At 71.4% G+C, this 15183-nt stretch carries 16 protein-coding genes; 12 read left to right on the top strand and 4 right to left on the bottom strand.

The annotated features are described in order from the left end of the window. The first annotated feature begins 15 nt into the window (after positions 1-15). The 3 genes from ABZX61_RS49885 to ABZX61_RS49895 are packed head-to-tail and all read left to right on the top strand — an operon-like array spanning position 16 to position 2486. A complete protein-coding gene (locus tag ABZX61_RS49885; RefSeq protein ID WP_350728838.1) occupies positions 16-753 on the top strand; it encodes a peptidase E in 738 nt (245 codons plus the stop codon). Between the two features lie 37 nt (positions 754-790). Then, a complete protein-coding gene (gene lipB / locus ABZX61_RS49890) occupies positions 791-1483 on the top strand; it encodes a lipoyl(octanoyl) transferase LipB (protein ID WP_355206107.1) in 693 nt (230 codons plus the stop codon). A 22-nt stretch (positions 1484-1505) separates the two neighbouring features. Then, complete coding sequence (locus ABZX61_RS49895) at positions 1506-2486, top strand: M48 family metallopeptidase (RefSeq protein ID WP_355206110.1); 981 nt, start codon at positions 1506-1508, stop codon at positions 2484-2486. A 6-nt stretch (positions 2487-2492) separates the two neighbouring features. Here ABZX61_RS49895 and ABZX61_RS49900 read toward each other — a convergent pair whose 3' ends face one another. Then, positions 2493-3878 (bottom strand): IS200/IS605 family accessory protein TnpB-related protein, encoded by a 1386-nt coding sequence (locus ABZX61_RS49900; RefSeq protein ID WP_355206112.1) that lies wholly within the window; start codon positions 3876-3878, stop codon positions 2493-2495. Positions 3879-3973: 95 nt separating this feature from the next. On the opposite strand from ABZX61_RS49900, the gene lipA reads away from it, so the two are divergent. The 8 genes from lipA to ABZX61_RS49940 all read left to right on the top strand — a co-directional run bounded on the left by lipA (position 3974) and on the right by ABZX61_RS49940 (position 11957). Continuing rightward, a complete protein-coding gene (lipA, locus tag ABZX61_RS49905) occupies positions 3974-4903 on the top strand; it encodes a lipoyl synthase (protein WP_355206115.1) in 930 nt (309 codons plus the stop codon). A gap of 194 nt (positions 4904-5097) precedes the next feature. Then, positions 5098-5655, top strand: a complete 558-nt coding sequence (locus ABZX61_RS49910) for an alpha-ketoglutarate-dependent dioxygenase AlkB (RefSeq protein ID WP_355206118.1) — start codon at positions 5098-5100, stop codon at positions 5653-5655. 66 nt (positions 5656-5721) lie between these two features. Then, positions 5722-6690, top strand: a complete 969-nt coding sequence (locus ABZX61_RS49915; RefSeq protein WP_355206121.1) for a helix-turn-helix domain-containing protein — start codon at positions 5722-5724, stop codon at positions 6688-6690. Positions 6691-6768: 78 nt separating this feature from the next. Continuing rightward, the gene (locus tag ABZX61_RS49920) at positions 6769-7164 is read left to right on the top strand and encodes a VOC family protein (RefSeq protein ID WP_355206124.1); all 396 of its coding nucleotides are present in this window, start codon (positions 6769-6771) and stop codon (positions 7162-7164) included. After that, positions 7140-7955 (top strand): alpha/beta hydrolase, encoded by an 816-nt coding sequence (locus ABZX61_RS49925; protein ID WP_355206126.1) that lies wholly within the window; start codon positions 7140-7142, stop codon positions 7953-7955. Before ABZX61_RS49920 ends, ABZX61_RS49925 begins: the two co-directional genes overlap by 25 nt. Positions 7956-8111: 156 nt before the next feature. Further along, on the top strand, positions 8112-10448 hold the full coding sequence (locus ABZX61_RS49930; RefSeq protein WP_355206129.1) for a glycoside hydrolase family 3 C-terminal domain-containing protein: 2337 nt from the start codon (positions 8112-8114) through the stop codon (positions 10446-10448). A 64-nt stretch (positions 10449-10512) separates the two neighbouring features. Next, on the top strand, positions 10513-11193 hold the full coding sequence (locus ABZX61_RS49935; protein ID WP_350728818.1) for a DUF4191 domain-containing protein: 681 nt from the start codon (positions 10513-10515) through the stop codon (positions 11191-11193). Then, a complete protein-coding gene (locus ABZX61_RS49940; protein WP_355206132.1) occupies positions 11193-11957 on the top strand; it encodes a class I SAM-dependent methyltransferase in 765 nt (254 codons plus the stop codon). Before ABZX61_RS49935 ends, ABZX61_RS49940 begins: the two co-directional genes overlap by 1 nt. Here the strand turns inward: ABZX61_RS49940 and ABZX61_RS49945 are convergent. From ABZX61_RS49945 to ABZX61_RS49955, 3 genes are read right to left on the bottom strand one after another with little or no spacing between them, the layout of a single operon-like run. Next, positions 11938-12876 carry a hypothetical protein gene (locus ABZX61_RS49945; RefSeq protein WP_355206135.1) on the bottom strand — a complete coding sequence of 313 codons (939 nt, stop codon included), beginning with the start codon at positions 12874-12876 and terminating at the stop codon, positions 11938-11940. The genes ABZX61_RS49940 and ABZX61_RS49945 overlap by 20 nt on opposite strands. Further along, on the bottom strand, positions 12854-13489 hold the full coding sequence (locus ABZX61_RS49950; RefSeq protein WP_355206137.1) for a TetR family transcriptional regulator: 636 nt from the start codon (positions 13487-13489) through the stop codon (positions 12854-12856). The genes ABZX61_RS49945 and ABZX61_RS49950 overlap by 23 nt, the downstream gene beginning before the upstream one ends. 58 nt (positions 13490-13547) lie before the next feature. Then, positions 13548-14009 (bottom strand): RDD family protein, encoded by a 462-nt coding sequence (locus tag ABZX61_RS49955; protein WP_350728810.1) that lies wholly within the window; start codon positions 14007-14009, stop codon positions 13548-13550. 77 nt (positions 14010-14086) lie between these two features. Between ABZX61_RS49955 and ABZX61_RS49960 the strand changes: the two genes are divergently transcribed. Continuing rightward, positions 14087-15181 (top strand): hypothetical protein, encoded by a 1095-nt coding sequence (locus ABZX61_RS49960; RefSeq protein ID WP_355206140.1) that lies wholly within the window; start codon positions 14087-14089, stop codon positions 15179-15181. Positions 15182-15183: the final 2 nt, after the last annotated feature.

A 15183-nucleotide genomic window follows, 5' to 3' on the forward strand; every position in this document is an offset into this window, starting at 1 on the left:
TGGGAGAATCTTGACATGAGCCGGTCAGGACAGTCACACATCCTCGCCATCGGGGGCGGATCCTTCCGCCCGAGCAGGCGCTACAGCTTCCTCGAGGCCAGCGCGCTGCTGCGGTACGGCCTCGACCTGACCGGGCAGGACCGGCCGAAGCTGGGCCTGGTCGCCACCGCGGTGGGCGACTCGGACGACTGGATCCTGAAGATGTACGGCGCCTTCGCCGGGTGGGACGTCGAGTTGAGCCATCTCACCGTGTTCCCGATGCCCAATGTCGAGGATCCCCGGGCGTGGATGCTCGAACAGGACATGATCTACGTGAGCGGCGGCAGTGTGGCCAACCTGATGGCCCTGTGGCGGTTGCACGGCCTTGACGAGGCGTTCGAGGAGGCGTGGCGGGCCGGGGTGGTGCTTTCCGGCCAGAGCGCGGGCGCGCTGTGCTGGCACGTCGGCGGCAACACCGACTCCTTCGGACCCGACCTGCGCGTGTGGGCCGAGGGGATGGCGCTGCTCCCCTATTCGTGCGGCGTCCACTACGACTCCGACCCGCAGCGCCGGCCGCTGCTGCAGGAGTCGGTGGCCGGCGGCGAGCTGCCGTCCGGATACGCCGCCGACGAGGGCGTGGGGCTCCACTACGTGGGCACCGAGTTCATCCAGGCGGTGACCGTCGAGCCGGGCGGCTACGCGTACCGGGTGGAGAGCGACGGGGCCGGCGGGGTCAAGGAGTTCAGGATCGAGCCTCGACTCCTTACCCCCTGATTACCCTTCGCGGGGGCGGGACCGGCACAATAGGCTCATGCGCCCCATCGACGGGGACGATCCCCACGCACTCGCCATCGTCCGCCTCGGCGTCGACGTCCCCTACGAGCAGGCCTGGTCGCTGCAGCGCTGGGTGCACGGCAAGCGGGTCGCCGGAGAGCTGAGCGACACCGTCCTGTTCCTCGAGCACGCGCCCGTCTACACCGCGGGCAAGCGCACCGCCCCGGACGAGCGTCCGGCCGACGGCACCCCGATCGTCGACGTCGACCGGGGCGGCCGGCTGACCTGGCACGGGCCCGGGCAGCTGGTGGCCTACCCGATCGTCGGCATCACCGACGTCAACGCGTACGCCTGCCGCCTCGCGGAGGCCCTGATCCAGATCTGCGCCGACTTCGGCGTCACGGCGAGACAGGTGCAGGGGCGCGGGGGTGTCTGGGCGGTCGGCGATCCCAGCCTGGGCCTGCCCGACCGCCAGCTCGGCGCGGTCGGGCTGCGCGTGGCCCGCGGCGTCACCATGCACGGCTTCTCGCTCAACTGCGCCAACGACCCCCGCTGGTTCAACCGCATCGCGCCGTGCGGCATCCCCGACGTCGGCGTCTCCTCGCTGTCGGCCGAGACCGGCCGCCGCATCGTGGTGGAGGAGGTCATGCCGATCGCGGAGAAGCGGCTGGCGGAGGCCCTCGGCATGGAGTCGTACGATCTCCACGAAGAGGACCTTCTCCGCAGATGACCCGCGGCCTACGATCAGCCGTGTGAAGCGTGTCCTCGCTCTCTTACTCGCCCTTCTGGTCCACCTGCTGACGCTCGGCTTCGTCGCGCTGGGCGCGTGGGTGATCCTGGGGTACCCCGGCTCCCTGCTCGCGTGGCTGTTCGGCGGCGCGAGCCTGGCCATCGCGTGGGCGCTGCGGCCACGCCTGGGCGGCCTGCCCGCCGACGCCGAGGTGCTCAACCGCTCCTCGGCGCCCGAGCTGTACGGCGCCGCGGAACGCGTGGCCGACCTGGTCGGCGTCCGGCGGCCGCGCAAGGTCGCCGTCCTGGACCTGGACCCGGAGACGCGCTACGACCGCGTGGGCCCGCTGCGTACCCCCATCTTGATGATCGGGCTGCCGCTGTGGCTGGCGCTGCCGCCCAAGCAGCGGGTCGCCCTGCTGGCCACGGCGTACGCGCGGGTGCCGACCGGCGACGAGCTCGTCGTCAGCGGGGCGCTGCTCACCCTGGAGGCGTGGCGGGACGCGCTGATGGGGGCCGAGCCACTGCAGGTCAGGCAGGAGGCGCAGACCAAGATCGCGGCTTCCTCGCTGGGCGCCGTGGACCACCCGGGGACCACGTACGAGGTGGCGGGGATGTTCGGCCGCATGCTCGGCCGGGTGCTCGGCGGGCCCGTGCTCCTGGTCCGGTACGCGCTGACCCGGCTGGCCCGCGCCGGCGAGAGCCGTACCCTGGCCCGGCAGCGGCAGCTGGCCCGGCGGGTTGCCTCCGAACAGGACCTCGCCGAGCTCGACGGGCTGGCCGGCGGCGGCTACCTGGCGCCGATGCAGGCGGCGGCGCTGCGCGGCGAGAGCGTGGCGGCCATCAGGCAGGGCGCGCTGGCCCGCTCCAGGCTCACCGACGACGGGGTGCTCACCACTCCCCCGCACTCGGAGCTGCTCGGCACGCGCGAGTCCGAACGCGTCGACGACGAACTGCTCGCCCACTACACGCGCGCGATCCGCGGCTTCGGCCTCATCTCCTGACCGTTCCTATGGACTGAGCGTGAGTGGCACGTGCTCAGCCGAACGCTCCGGACGGTGATGAGCGTTCTGGTCGCCCGCGTACGCGCCGCGTCCGGGCGGCACGGATCGTGTCTGTGGTCCGGGGATGCGGGGGCGGGGTCCCTCACGCCCGCGAGCGTCCGGTCCGGCCTGGACGGTCCGATGCCCCTGTCCATCGCTCCGGTGGGCAGGGGGCGGTGCCGTCCGTCGCCGGATCGGGTGTCCTTGGGCGCGTCTGCCGATCGCCACGGCGGCTGCGTCGTGGCGGGTGGTTGTGCGTTTGGTGGTGAGGGGCTTTTGCCAGTGCTGGGCGCCCCATCGGGAGGTGTAGGCCGGGTCGGCGGCGATGATCGCGATACCCGTCTGGTCAGCCATCGAGGTGAGCCGGGCCCGGAGCTTGCTCGTGGGCATGCCGGAGATGAGCTTGCGGAAGCGTTTGCGGCGGCCGTGTTTCTCCCGGGTCTTGTCGGCTTCGAAGTCGAGGTCTTCGATGGCGATGGCGTGCACACCGCAGGCCCTGGCCCAGTGCAGTAGCCGGGTCAGGGTGTGGCGGATCTGGGCGTCGCGATGACCGGTGTTCCCGCTCAGGTCGTAGGTGAAGCGGCGGGGGTTGCCGATCGGGTTGCCGTGGGTGTCCAGGCGCCAGGCGGCCAGGTGGTCGGCGTTGGTGTCCACGCCGATTACGCCATAGGCGAGTGCGGTAGCCATGGGCACGGTCGGGGCTTGAGGAATCTGCCAGGAGGCGGTGATGTACCAGCGTCCGCGTTGCGCGTCCAGGTGGATGCGGTAGGCCACGGCCCGGTTGGCCTCGATGCGATCCCGCCATTCCACCCCGCGGTGGGCGAAGGTCACCCGGCAGGTGAGCACGTAGCGGCCGTGCGGCGCGTTCGCATGGTGTGCCAGCGGCACGGGCAGCTTGATCGATACCTGGCCGTCGGGGGTGATGCGGATGGTCTCGTTGCCGTGACGTTTGCCGGACTCGCCGTCGGCGGCCAGGAACCAGCGCTCGGCCTGCCACCGGTTCCGCCACTCGGACTCGGTGAGTCCGGCGGCGTCCAGGTGGTGCCGGGTGCGGGCCAGGCGTTTGCCGCCCCGCACCACGCGGACCCGCCCGGCTTGGTGGTCAGCCTTCCGCCGCTTGAGCCGGTCTTGCAGGAGGTGCAGGCGGCGGGACTTGGCGAACCACTCCTGTCTGGAGCGGTAGCCGCCCGGCTCCTTGCGGGTTCCTTTCCTTCCGACGGGCAGGGACAGCCGACGGATGAGCGTGGCGATGGCGGCCTGAAGGTCGCGGATGTGGTCGGCCTGGCCGCGGCGGGCCAGCGCCCACTGATCGTGGGAGGTTTTGGTGATGGCCCCGGCCCAGCGCGACGACACGCACTGTGGCGATGGCGTAACCAGCGTCGCATCGAACACCAACAGCTCCGCACCCCCCGGCCAGGCCGCTTTTCCGGGAGACGTAAGCTAAGAACGTGACCGTTGCCCCTGAAGGCCGAAAGCTCCTCCGCCTGGAGGTGCGTAACGCCGAAACCCCTATCGAGCGCAAGCCCCCGTGGATCAAGACCAAGCTGAAGACGGGCCCCGAATACACCGAGCTGAAATCGCTCGTGCGCCGGGAGGGCCTGCACACGGTCTGTGAAGAGGCGGGCTGTCCCAATATCTACGAGTGCTGGGAAGACCGCGAGGCGACCTTCCTCATCGGCGGCGACCAGTGCACGCGCCGCTGCGACTTCTGCCAGATCGACACGGGCAAGCCGAAGGAGTACGACCGCGACGAGCCGCGCCGCGTGGCCGAGTCCGTGCAGCAGATGGGCCTGAAGTACGCGACCGTGACCGGCGTCGCCCGCGACGACCTGCCCGACGGCGGCGCCTGGCTCTACGCCGAGACGGCCCGCCAGATCCACGGGCTGCTGCCCGGGTGCGGCGTCGAGCTGCTGGTGCCCGACTTCAACGGCAACCGCGACCAGCTGGAAGAGGTCTTCTCCAGCCGGCCCGAGGTGTTCGCGCACAACGTCGAGACGGTGCCGCGAATCTTCAAGCGGATCCGTCCCGCGTTCCGCTACGAGCGGTCCCTCGCGGTGATCACGACGGCCCGCGAGGCCGGGCTGGTCACCAAGTCCAACCTGATCCTGGGCATGGGCGAGACGCGCGAGGAGGTCGTCGAGGCCATGCGCGACCTGCACGCGGCCGGCACCGACCTGCTGACCATCACCCAGTACCTGCGGCCCACTCCCCGGCACCATCCGGTGGAGCGGTGGGTGAAGCCCGAGGAGTTCGTGGAGCTGCAGGCGCAGGCCGAGGCCATCGGGTTCGCCGGTGTCCTCTCGGGGCCGCTCGTGCGCTCGTCGTACCGGGCGGGCCGCCTCTACAAGCAGGCCATCGAGGCTCGCCAGACGGCCTGACCTCCCAACCTCCGGCCCCGGGACCCGTACGGTCCCGGGGCTGCTCCATACCCGGCCGCGCTCATGACCCCGCCCCCGCAAAATCGTTCGAAGTCCTTTGACGGCTGGTTACTGTTTTCGGCATGCCGGAGTCATTCGATCAACTGTCCTTTGACGGCCTCCCGCCGGCATCTCGCGATGAGATGGTGCCGGGATTGCGCTACATCGCCGGCTGGCTCGCTCCCGACGCCTGCGCGTCGTTGCTTTCGTTCCTCGACGCCGCCGAGTGGTCGACACAACTGCGAAGACGAGTGCAGCACTACGGCCACCGCTACGACTACGGCCGCCGAAGTGTGGCGAGGGATCCCCTGATCGCCGCCGCTCCACCGATCCCGGGATGGGCGCGGCAGCAGGCCGTACGCCTGGTCCGCGAAGGAATCATGGACAGCGAAGCGAACCAAGTGATCATCAACGAGTACCGGCCGGGGCAGGGCATCAGCCCACACGTCGACTGCGTGCCCTGTTTCGGCCCGGTCGTCGCCGCGATCTCCCTGGGCTCCGCCTGCGTCATGGACTTCACCCATCCTGCGGACGGTACGAAGGTGGCGATATCTCTCGCCCCCGGCAGCCTGTGCGTCATGTCAGGACCCGCCCGATACACCTGGCGTCACAGCATCGCCGCACGCAAGAGCGACCCCACCACGGCAGGCCGCGTCCCGCGCACACGGCGCGTGTCAGTGACCTTCCGCACGGTCAACGACCCGGCACCGTAACCGGGCTTTCGGCTCCTGCTTCATGCGGCGCGTTAGCATGGCGGGCAGCCGACCCCGGGAGCGGACATGGCGGTTCTGATCCGCACGAGTGACCTGCCCGCCAAGCGACGTCACGACGCCTGGCGCAGCATCGTGTGTGACACGCTCGGCCCGCTCGACTGCAGGATCGCCCCCGGCGCCCCGCTGCGGGGCGAGATCGTGACCGGCGGGCTGGGCTCGGTCACCGTCGGCCGGATCCGTACGTCCACGCCTCACAGCGTCCACCGCACCCCGGGCATGATCGACAGCGGCAGCCCCGAGATGTACCGCGTCGTGCTGGCCCTGGAGGGCAGCCCGCGGCTCTCCCAGGACGGGCGGGACGCGCAGCTCAGCCGGGGCGAGTTCACGATCTACGACTTCACCAGGCCCTACGAGCTGGCCTACGACTCGGCGGTGCGGCTCGCGCTGTTCAGCTTCCCGCGCGACCTGCTCGCGCTGCCGTCCGGCGCCGTGGACGCGCTCGCCGCCGTCCCCATCGCCGCCGAGACCGGCGCCGCCGCGCTGGCCGTGCCGCTGCTGCGCCGGGTGGCCGAGGACATCGAGACGTACCGGCCGGGCAGCGCCGCCAGGCTGTCGGGCATCGTGACCGACCTGGTCAGCACCGCCGTCGCCGAACGCGTCGAGCTGACGCGGGCATTACCGGAGGACTCCCGGCAGCGCGTGCTGCTGATGGAGATCCATGCCTTCATCGAGCAGCGGCTGGGCGACATCGGCCTCGACCCGGCCACCGTCGCCGCCGCGCACCACATCTCCGTGCGCTACCTGCACCGGCTGTTCGAGGCGGAGCACACCACGGTGGCCGCCTGGATCCGGCAGCGGCGGCTGGAGCGGTGCCGCGCGGAGCTGGCATCGGGTGGCACCCGGTCCGTGAGCGAGATCGGGGCCCGGTGGGGGCTGCCGGACTCGGCCCACTTCAGCAGGCTCTTCAAGAGCGCGTACGGGATGCCGCCCGCCGAATACCGGCGCCTGAACACCGTGCTGAACACCGTGCGCTGAACGTCAATCCGCCTGGCACCCAGATCCAAGACCGGCACCCCCTTCGATCGGCAGACTGAAGGCACATCGAAGGAAGGGATGAGGAAAATGCAGCTGTTCGTCAATCTGCCGGTCAAGGATCTCGAGCGGTCGAAGAAGTTCTTCGCCGAACTCGGCTTCAACCTGTTCGGCATGGCCGAGGGCATGGCGTCGGTGATCATCAGTGAGCAGACCCAGGTCATGCTGCTGACCGAGCCGACGTTCGGCTCGTACATCACCAAGGAGATCGCCGCCGCCGACACGGCCACGGAGGCGATCCTGGTGCTGGGCATGGAGAACCCGGCCCAGGTGGACGAGCTGGTCGACAAGGCGCTGGCGCTCGGCGCCACCCCGGCGGGCGTGAAGCAGGAGGACGGCATCCGCTACCAGCGCGGCTTCGCCGACCTCGACGGACACCACTGGGAGGCGCTGTGCCTGGCGCAGCCGGCCGCCTGAGCGGCAAGGCGATCTCGGCGGACGGGACCGTCATCGCCTTCGACAGCTGCGGCGAGGGGCCCGCGGTCGTCCTGGTCCACGGCGCGTTCGGGGTGCGGGGCCACGTCACGCCGGCCGGCATTGCGGCCGCCCTGGCCCCGTGGTTCACGGTGTACGACTACGACCGCCGGGGGCGCGGCGACAGCGGGGACACCCAGCCGTACGCGGTCGAGCGGGAGATCGAGGATCTGGCGGCGGTCATCGAGGCGGCGGGCGGGTCGGCCATGGTGTTCGGGGGCTCGTCGGGGGCCGCGCTGGCGCTGGAGGCCGCGGTGCGGAACCCGGCCGTCACGAAGCTGGCCCTGTGGGAGCCGCCGTACCACGTGGACGACAGCGCGCCCCCGCTGCCGGACGACTTCGCCGCGCGGCTGGAGGCGCTGGTGAGGGCGGGCAGGCGGGGCGAGGCCGTCGAGCGGTTCATGGTGGAGGCGGCCGAGGCGCCGCCGGAGGCGGTGGCCGCGATGCGCGCGCAGCCGTCCTGGGCGCAGGTGGAGGCGCTGGCCCACACCCTCGCCTACGAGGCCGCCGTGCTGGGGCCGGGCAACGCGCTGCCCGCCGGGCGGCTGGCCGCCGTCAGGCAGCCGACGCTGGTGCTGAACGGCGAGGACAGCCCCGGGTGGATGTCGAACGCGGGGCTGGCGGTCGCGGCGGCCGTGCCGGGCGCGGTACGGCGGGTCCTGGAGGGCCAGGCGCACAACGTGGCCCCGCAGGCGCTGGTGCCCGAGCTCCTGGAGTTCTTCGCCACCGCCTGAGCCTCCTGCTTGAGCCCCACCTGAGCCACCGCCTGAGGCCACCGCGTGAGCCCCGTCTGCCCCCCGCGTGAGCCCCGTCTGAGCTCCCGTGAGCCCCCTCTGAGCCCCCGCGTGAGCCTCATTTGAGCCCCGCGCGAGCTGGTGGAGACTGGGCTCGTGGACTTCGACGAACTCATCGCCCGGCTCGACCTCGGCGCCAAGGTCCGCCTGCTCACCGGGGCCGGCATGTGGTCGCTCCCGCCGCTGCCCGAGATCGGCCTCGATCGGCTCGTCATGAGCGACGGCCCGATCGGCGTACGCGGCGAGCAGTGGAGCGCGGTCGATCCCTCGATCGCGCTGCCCAGCTCGACCGCGCTGGCCGCCACCTGGGACGTGGACCTGGTCCGCCGGGCGGGCCGGCTGCTGGCCCAGGAAGCCCGGCGCAAAGGCGTGCACGTGCTCCTCGCCCCCACGATCAACCTGCACCGCTCCCCGCTCGGCGGCCGGCATTTCGAGTGCTTCTCCGAGGACGCGTACCTGACGGGCGAGATCGGCGCCGCGTACGTCGAGGGTGTCCAGGAGGGCGGGGTGGCCACCACCCCGAAGCACTTCGTGGCCAACGACTTCGAGACCGACCGCTTCACCGCGGACGTCCGGGTGAGCGAGAAGGCGCTGCGCGAGGTCTATCTGCGGCCGTTCGAGCGGGTGGTGCGGGCCGGGGCGTGGGGCCTCATGACCGCCTACAACTCGGTGAACGGCACGACCATGACCGAGCACGCCGAGCTGGTGAACGGGGTGCTGAAGGGCGAGTGGGGGTTCGACGGGTTCGTGGTGTCGGACTGGACGGCGGTGCGTACGACCGAGGCCGCGGCGCTGGGCGGCACCGACGTGGCGATGCCGGGTCCGCACGGGCCGTGGGGAGAGAGGCTGGAGGCCGCCGTACGGGAGGGGCGGGTGCCCGAGTCGGTCGTGGACGATCGGGTGCGCCGCATCCTGCGCCTGGCCCACCGCGTCGGGGCCCTGCACGGCGCGGAGCCCCCACCCATCGAGGAGCGCCCCGCCATCGACGGGGTGGCGCTGGCGCGTGAGGTGGCCACGCGCGGCTGCACGCTGCTCACCAACGACGGCATCCTGCCGTTCCGGCAGATCAGGACCATCGCCCTGATCGGGGCGGCCGCCGCCGAGGCGCGCGTCATGGGCGGCGGGAGCGCGCAGGTCTTCCCGGGCCGGATCGTCTCGCCGCTGCAGGGGCTCGGCGAGCGGGCCGAGGTCCGGTACGCGCTCGGCACCGACCCCCGGATCCGCCTGTCCCCGCTCCCCGGCCCGGCCACGGCCGCCTTCCTGGACGCCGATGGCGCGGTGCTGTCGGAGCAGCCGCTGGCCACGGCCGAGGCGCGGTGGATCGGCCAGTTGCCGCCGGGCGTGGACGGCGACCGGCTGGCGGCGGTCCGGCTGCGTACCACGTACACACCGGACGTTTCGGGCGAGCACCAGCTGTCGGTCGCGGGTGTGGGCGCCTTCACCGTCACCGTCGACGGCGAGAGCGTCTTCGACGAGAGCATCGGCCCGGACGGCGACGACCCCGCCATGGCGTTCCTGTCGCCGCCCGAGCGGCGGATCAGCCTGCCCATGGCCGCCGGGCAGGCGTACGAGGTGGTCGTGACGCACCCGGCCGGGGCGTTCGGCGGGATGGCGTTCGTGTCCTTCACGGCCGGCCACGCGAACCCCGGCCCCGGCGAGGACGAGCTCATGGCCGAGGCCGTGCGGGTGGCGGCGGAGTGCGACGTGGCGGTGGTCGTGGCCGCGACCACGCCCGAGGTGGAGAGCGAGGGCTTCGACCGCGCGGACCTCAGGCTGCCGGGGCGGCAGGACGAGCTGATCCGCGCGGTGGCCGCGGCCAACCCGCGCACCGTCGTGGTGGTCAACGCGGGTTCGCCGGTCGAGCTGCCGTGGGCGGAGGAGGTGGCGGCCGTGCTGCTCACCTGGTTCCCGGGGCAGGAGGCGGGGGCGGCGCTGGCGGACGTGCTGTTCGGGGACGCCGAGCCGGGCGGGCGGCTGCCCACGACGTGGCCGCGGCGGCTGGAGGACGCTCCCGTGGCCGACGTGACGCCGGTGGACGGTGTGGTGGCCTATGAGGAGGGGACCTCGATCGGCTACCGGGCGTGGGAGCGCACGGGCCGCGCGCCGGCGTTCTGGTTCGGGCACGGCCTGGGCTACACCACCTGGTCGTACGACTCGATCGCGGCCGAGGGCACGAGCGTGACGGTGGCGGTCACCAACACCGGCGACCGCCCGGGCCGCGAGGTCGTGCAGGTGTACGTCGACAGGGCGCTGGCCGGGTTCGACGTGGTCGAGGCGGCGCCCGGGGAGACCGTGATCACGACCGTGTTCCTGCCCGAGCGGACCTTCCAGGTCTGGGAGGAGGGCGGCTGGCGGACCGTCGAGGGCGTTCACACGGTCGAGGCGGGCCGCCACGCGGCCGATCCGCGCCTGTCCGCGACCGTGAAGATCTAGCCGGGCGCGAAATGACGGGGTCACGTTTTCCATACCGCACCTGTTGGTTTGTATCCTTCAGAGCATGGCAAAGTCCGAGGATCCAGAGAAGCCGGGGCGCATCAAGCAGCTCCGCATGATCGCGCAGATCATCAAGCAGGCCAACCCCAAGGGGTTGCCCATCGTCTTCCTTTCGGCGGTGGGCACGCTGGCTGTGGTCGTCGTGATCGGCCTGGTCACGGACTACTTGTGGTATTCGGTGTTCATCGGTGTGCTGGCCGCGCTCACGGTTGGTCTGGTGGTCTTCGGGCAGCTCGCCCAGAAGGCCCAATATTCGATCCTGCACGGCCAGACGGGTGCCGCGGCGGCGGTGCTGCAGGGCATGCGCGGCAACTGGCAGGTCACCCCTGCCATCGCGGTCAACCGCGACCAGGACCTCATCCACCTCGTGGTCGGCTATCCGGGCGTCGTGCTGGTGTCCGAGGGGCCGGGCAACCGGGTGGCGAAGATGCTGGCGGCCGAGAAGAAGCGGGTCGCGCGGGTGGTCCTGGGCATCGAGATCTACGACATCCAGTGCGGTGACGGCGAGGGGCAGGTGCCGCTCGGCAAGCTGCAGCGCCACCTGATGAAGCTGCCGCGCAACCTCAAGAAGCCCGCGGTCAACGAGGTGAAGGACCGGCTGCGCTCGCTGCCGAAGAACATGCCGCTGCCCAAGGGCCCCATGCCCAAGGGCGCGCGCATGCCGCGCGGCCCCAAGATGCGCTAGTGCTGTCCTCCTCCGCACGGGCCAACCGCTGGTGGTGGGACGGCAACGCCGACGACTACCAGCTCGAACACGGCGAGTTCCTGCGTGACACCGGGTTCGTGTGGTGTCCCGAAGGCGTCGACGAGGCCGACGCGCACCTCCTCGGGGAGGTGCGCGGACGGCGCGTGCTCGAGATCGGCTGCGGGGCGGCGCAGTGCGCCCGCTGGCTGGTGACGCAGGGCGCGCAGGTGGCCGCCTTCGACGTCTCCCACCGGCAGCTGCGCCACTCCCAGCGCATCGACCTCGACACGGGGCTGCGCGTGCCCGTGGTCCAGGCCGACGCCGAGTCGCTGCCGTTCGCCGCGGCCGCCTTCGACCTGGCCTGCTCGGCGTTCGGCGCGCTGCCGTTCGTGGCCGACCCGCTCGCCGTCTTCCGCGAGGTGCGGCGGGTGCTCAGGCCGGGCGGCCGGTTCGTGTTCTCGGTGAGCCATCCGATCCGGTGGGCGTTCCCGGACGATCCGGGGCCGCGCGGGCTGACGTCCGACCGGTCCTACTTCGACCGTTCCCCTTACGAGGAGCACGACGAACGGGGCACGGTCACGTACGCCGAGCACCATCGCACCATGGGTGACTGGGTGAACCTGCTGGTCGCCTCCGGGCTGACCGTCGCGGGGCTGCTGGAGCCCGAGTGGCCGGAGGGGCACGAGCGGGTGTGGGGCGGCTGGAGCCCGCTGCGCGGCCGTCACCTCCCGGGCACGGCCATTTTCAGCTGCGCGCGTACCTAGCGGCCATGGCGTGGAAGACCTCCTTGGGCTCCCAGCGCCGCTCGTCGAGCATCCTGACCACGCCGTAGGAGCCCAGGTCGGCCTCCCCTGGCCGGTTGAAGGCGGCGAACGTGAACCACAGCGCGGTCTCCACCCCCTCCTGCTCGAAGACGTCCATCAGCTCGGTGAAGTAACGCACCTGCTCGCCCTCGTCGCGTACCGCGTCCTCGGGCACCACCCAGGCCGAGCCGCCGTGCTCCCCCGCGCCGCGGTACGCGCAGGTGCCGAACTCCGTCACGGCGACCGGCCTGCCGTGCTTGAACTGGGCGCGTAGCTCGTCCGCGAAGTCGTGGGCGTTGTAGGCGGCGCGGTAGGCGTCCACGCCCGCCACGTCGAACGGGGCCCAGTCGACCGGCTCCCACGGCGCCGAGGCGTAGCTCAGCCGGCCACCGAACAGCGGCCGCACGGTCTCGGCCACCTTCGCCAGGTAGGCGTTGAAGCGCGGCATGACCTGCATGAGGGACGTCCACCACTCCATGTCGCCGGCCATCATGGCGCCGAGCCGGTCGCCGTACCCGTCGCCGTCGATGAAGCCGTGGCCGAAGGCGGTGATCTCGCAGCCGGTGACCAGCACGACCTCGGCTCCGTCGCGGCGCACCGACTCGGCGCGCCGGGCCGCGTCCGCGAAGACCTCCAGCATCGCGTCCTGGGTGAGGTCCACGGGGAACGGGGTGAACCAGATCTCCAGCCCGGCCGCCGCGGCCTCCCTGGCGGCCGCCTCGACGCGCTCGGGGTCGCGGCCGGAGATGCGTACGGACGCGCAGTGCAGGTCTTCCGCGATCGTCCGCATGTCGCGCCGGACGTCCTCGATGTGGAACGACCCGCGGCTCAGGCTGTCGCCCGGCAGGAACCCGACATCATAGTTGATCCCCTTTTTCATGATTTATCCCCTTTTTTACGTATGTGAGGCCGTGCTCCAGCAGGTCGAAGGCCAGCTCCACGTCACCCGCCAGACGGCGGCCCGCCTCCTCCAGCGGCTCGCCCGTCGCGATGCGATGGAAGAAGGCCTCCTGGATGGTGGTGACGGCGGCGGTGATCTGCCCGGCCATGAGCCGCGCGGTCAGATCGTCGCCGGGATAGGCCTCCCCGAGGGCCTCGGCCAGCTCGTAGCGCTCGCTCATGTGCATCGCGTGCAGCGCGCCCATCAGGGCCGGACTCGACCCGATCACCCGCACCCTGGCCAGCAGCGCCTCGACGTCCAGCGCTCCCGCGCCCCGGGCGGCCATCGAGCGGTAGTGCTCACGCAGCGCCTGAAGGGGCGAGCGCCCCTCGCCCCGCCCGGCCACGATCGCCGCCAGGTCCTCCTTGACCCCTTCGGTGACGAGGCAGTCCTTGGTCGGGAAGTAGTTGAACAGCGTCACCTTGGCGACCCCGGCCGCCTCGGCGATCTCGTTGACGGTCACCGCGTCGTAGCCGCGCTCGTCGAACAGCCGCAGCGCCACCTCGGCGATCCGCCGCCGCGTCTGCTCCTTCTTCCGCTCCCTCAACCCCATGAGGGCAGTATAAACCGTACCGGGTACATTTTTGAACCCGGTACGGTTTTTTACTCGGCTACATGCGGACGACCATCGTGTTGGAGACGCGGTCGTGCACCCCGCGGTGGTCGCGATCCCAGATCAGGGCGGGCACAGCCAGGCACAGGAGCACCGAGCGCACCAGCACGGGCAGCCAGCGCGGGTCGCCGCCGTCCATCGCGGCCACCCTGATGCCCGCCAGCCGGTGGCCGAACGTCTGCCCCATGAACCCGACCAGGATCAGGTATTGAACGGCGAAGACGGCCGCGGGCGCCCACGGCTGCTCGGCCGGGTTGATCCTGAGCAGCAGCTGCACGACGACCCACGTGCAGATCATCCAGTCGATGACCAGCGCGGCGATCCTGCGCCCCCAGCCGGCGATCGACCCGCTGCCCTCCTCGGGCAGCCCCAGGCGCTCCCCCGGGTATCCGAGATCGACCCCGGCGGACCTGACGCCGCCCAGCCAGGTCTGCGTCCACCGAGGCTCCTTGCTGCTCATGCCCTCAACGGTAGCCGCCCGGTAGGCCGGTCGGCATCGTGACCCAACCGCGTCGCAGAACGGCCATCATGTACGCCATGCCACACGGGGATGACCTTGACGCGCGCTTCAACGAGCTGGTCGCGCAGATAGACGAGGAGCAACAGCGCAGGATGCGCGCCGCGGCCGTCAAAGGCGCGAAAGAACAGCGGCGTACCGACCGCTTGGCCAGGCGCGAGAGCAGGTCGGCGCGCTTATCCGGGGAATCCGGGGGATACGGGGACTACGGGTCCGAGCCGCGGCGGATCGGGCGGGCCTGGATCGCGATGGCCGTGATCACCTCGCTGATCACGGCCGCGGGTGTGATCGTGGCCTTCCGCCCCGATCTGCTCACCTCGGGCGTCGTCGTGGACGACCCGCCGGCGCCGATCGCCGAGCCGGCCGTCGAACCCGCCGGCAACCCGGCGGACGAAGCCGCCGAGGAGCCGACCGAGGGGGCCGGCGAGGAGCCGACGAGCCCGTTCGCCGGATCCCCCGCCGAGAAGTACGCCGAGGGGGCCGCCGGCTTCGCGTTGCCGGAGGCGAAGGCGCTGGGCGGGCTGTCGAAGAAGGACGTCGCGAAGGGCCTGAAGCTGACCCGCGAGCTGATGGCGGCGGCCTTCCTCGACAAGAAGGCGCTCCTGGGCGGCAAGCCGTCGGCGTTCACCAAGCTCCTGAGCCCCGACCAGCGTGACTGGTTCCTCCGGGACATGAAGAAGCACAAGGGCTCGGCGGCCTTCGTCATCCAGTTCGCCAAGGGCACGGCCGAGCTCTCCACCGATGTGATCAAGGTGCGCGGTCGGGTCAAGCTGGGCACGTTCAAGGACCGCTGGCGGCGCGGCGTCGAGCTCAGGCTGAACCACATCGTCGTCTACGCCGTGCACCGCCCGGGCCGGCCGGACACCACGATCCGGGTCGTCGCCCATCCCAAGGGCCGCGTGTGGCTGTACCGCGAGGAGGGGCGGCTGGTCGCGTGGCCGCTGGATTGGCGGGCGAGCAGCACCCCGGCGAGCTGCGACACGCGCGACGGCTTCATCCATCCCGTGTACGAGGATTCACCTCGGGGTACGGTGGCGCCGACCGGCGCGCCCGTGGATCCGTACGAGCTGGAAGAGGACGATTCCGAGGGATGCGCCGCTACGCAGGGCACCTGACC

It is taken from the genome of Nonomuraea sp. NPDC003709, from assembly GCF_040610775.1.
Lineage (GTDB): Bacteria > Actinomycetota > Actinomycetes > Streptosporangiales > Streptosporangiaceae > Nonomuraea > Nonomuraea angiospora_A.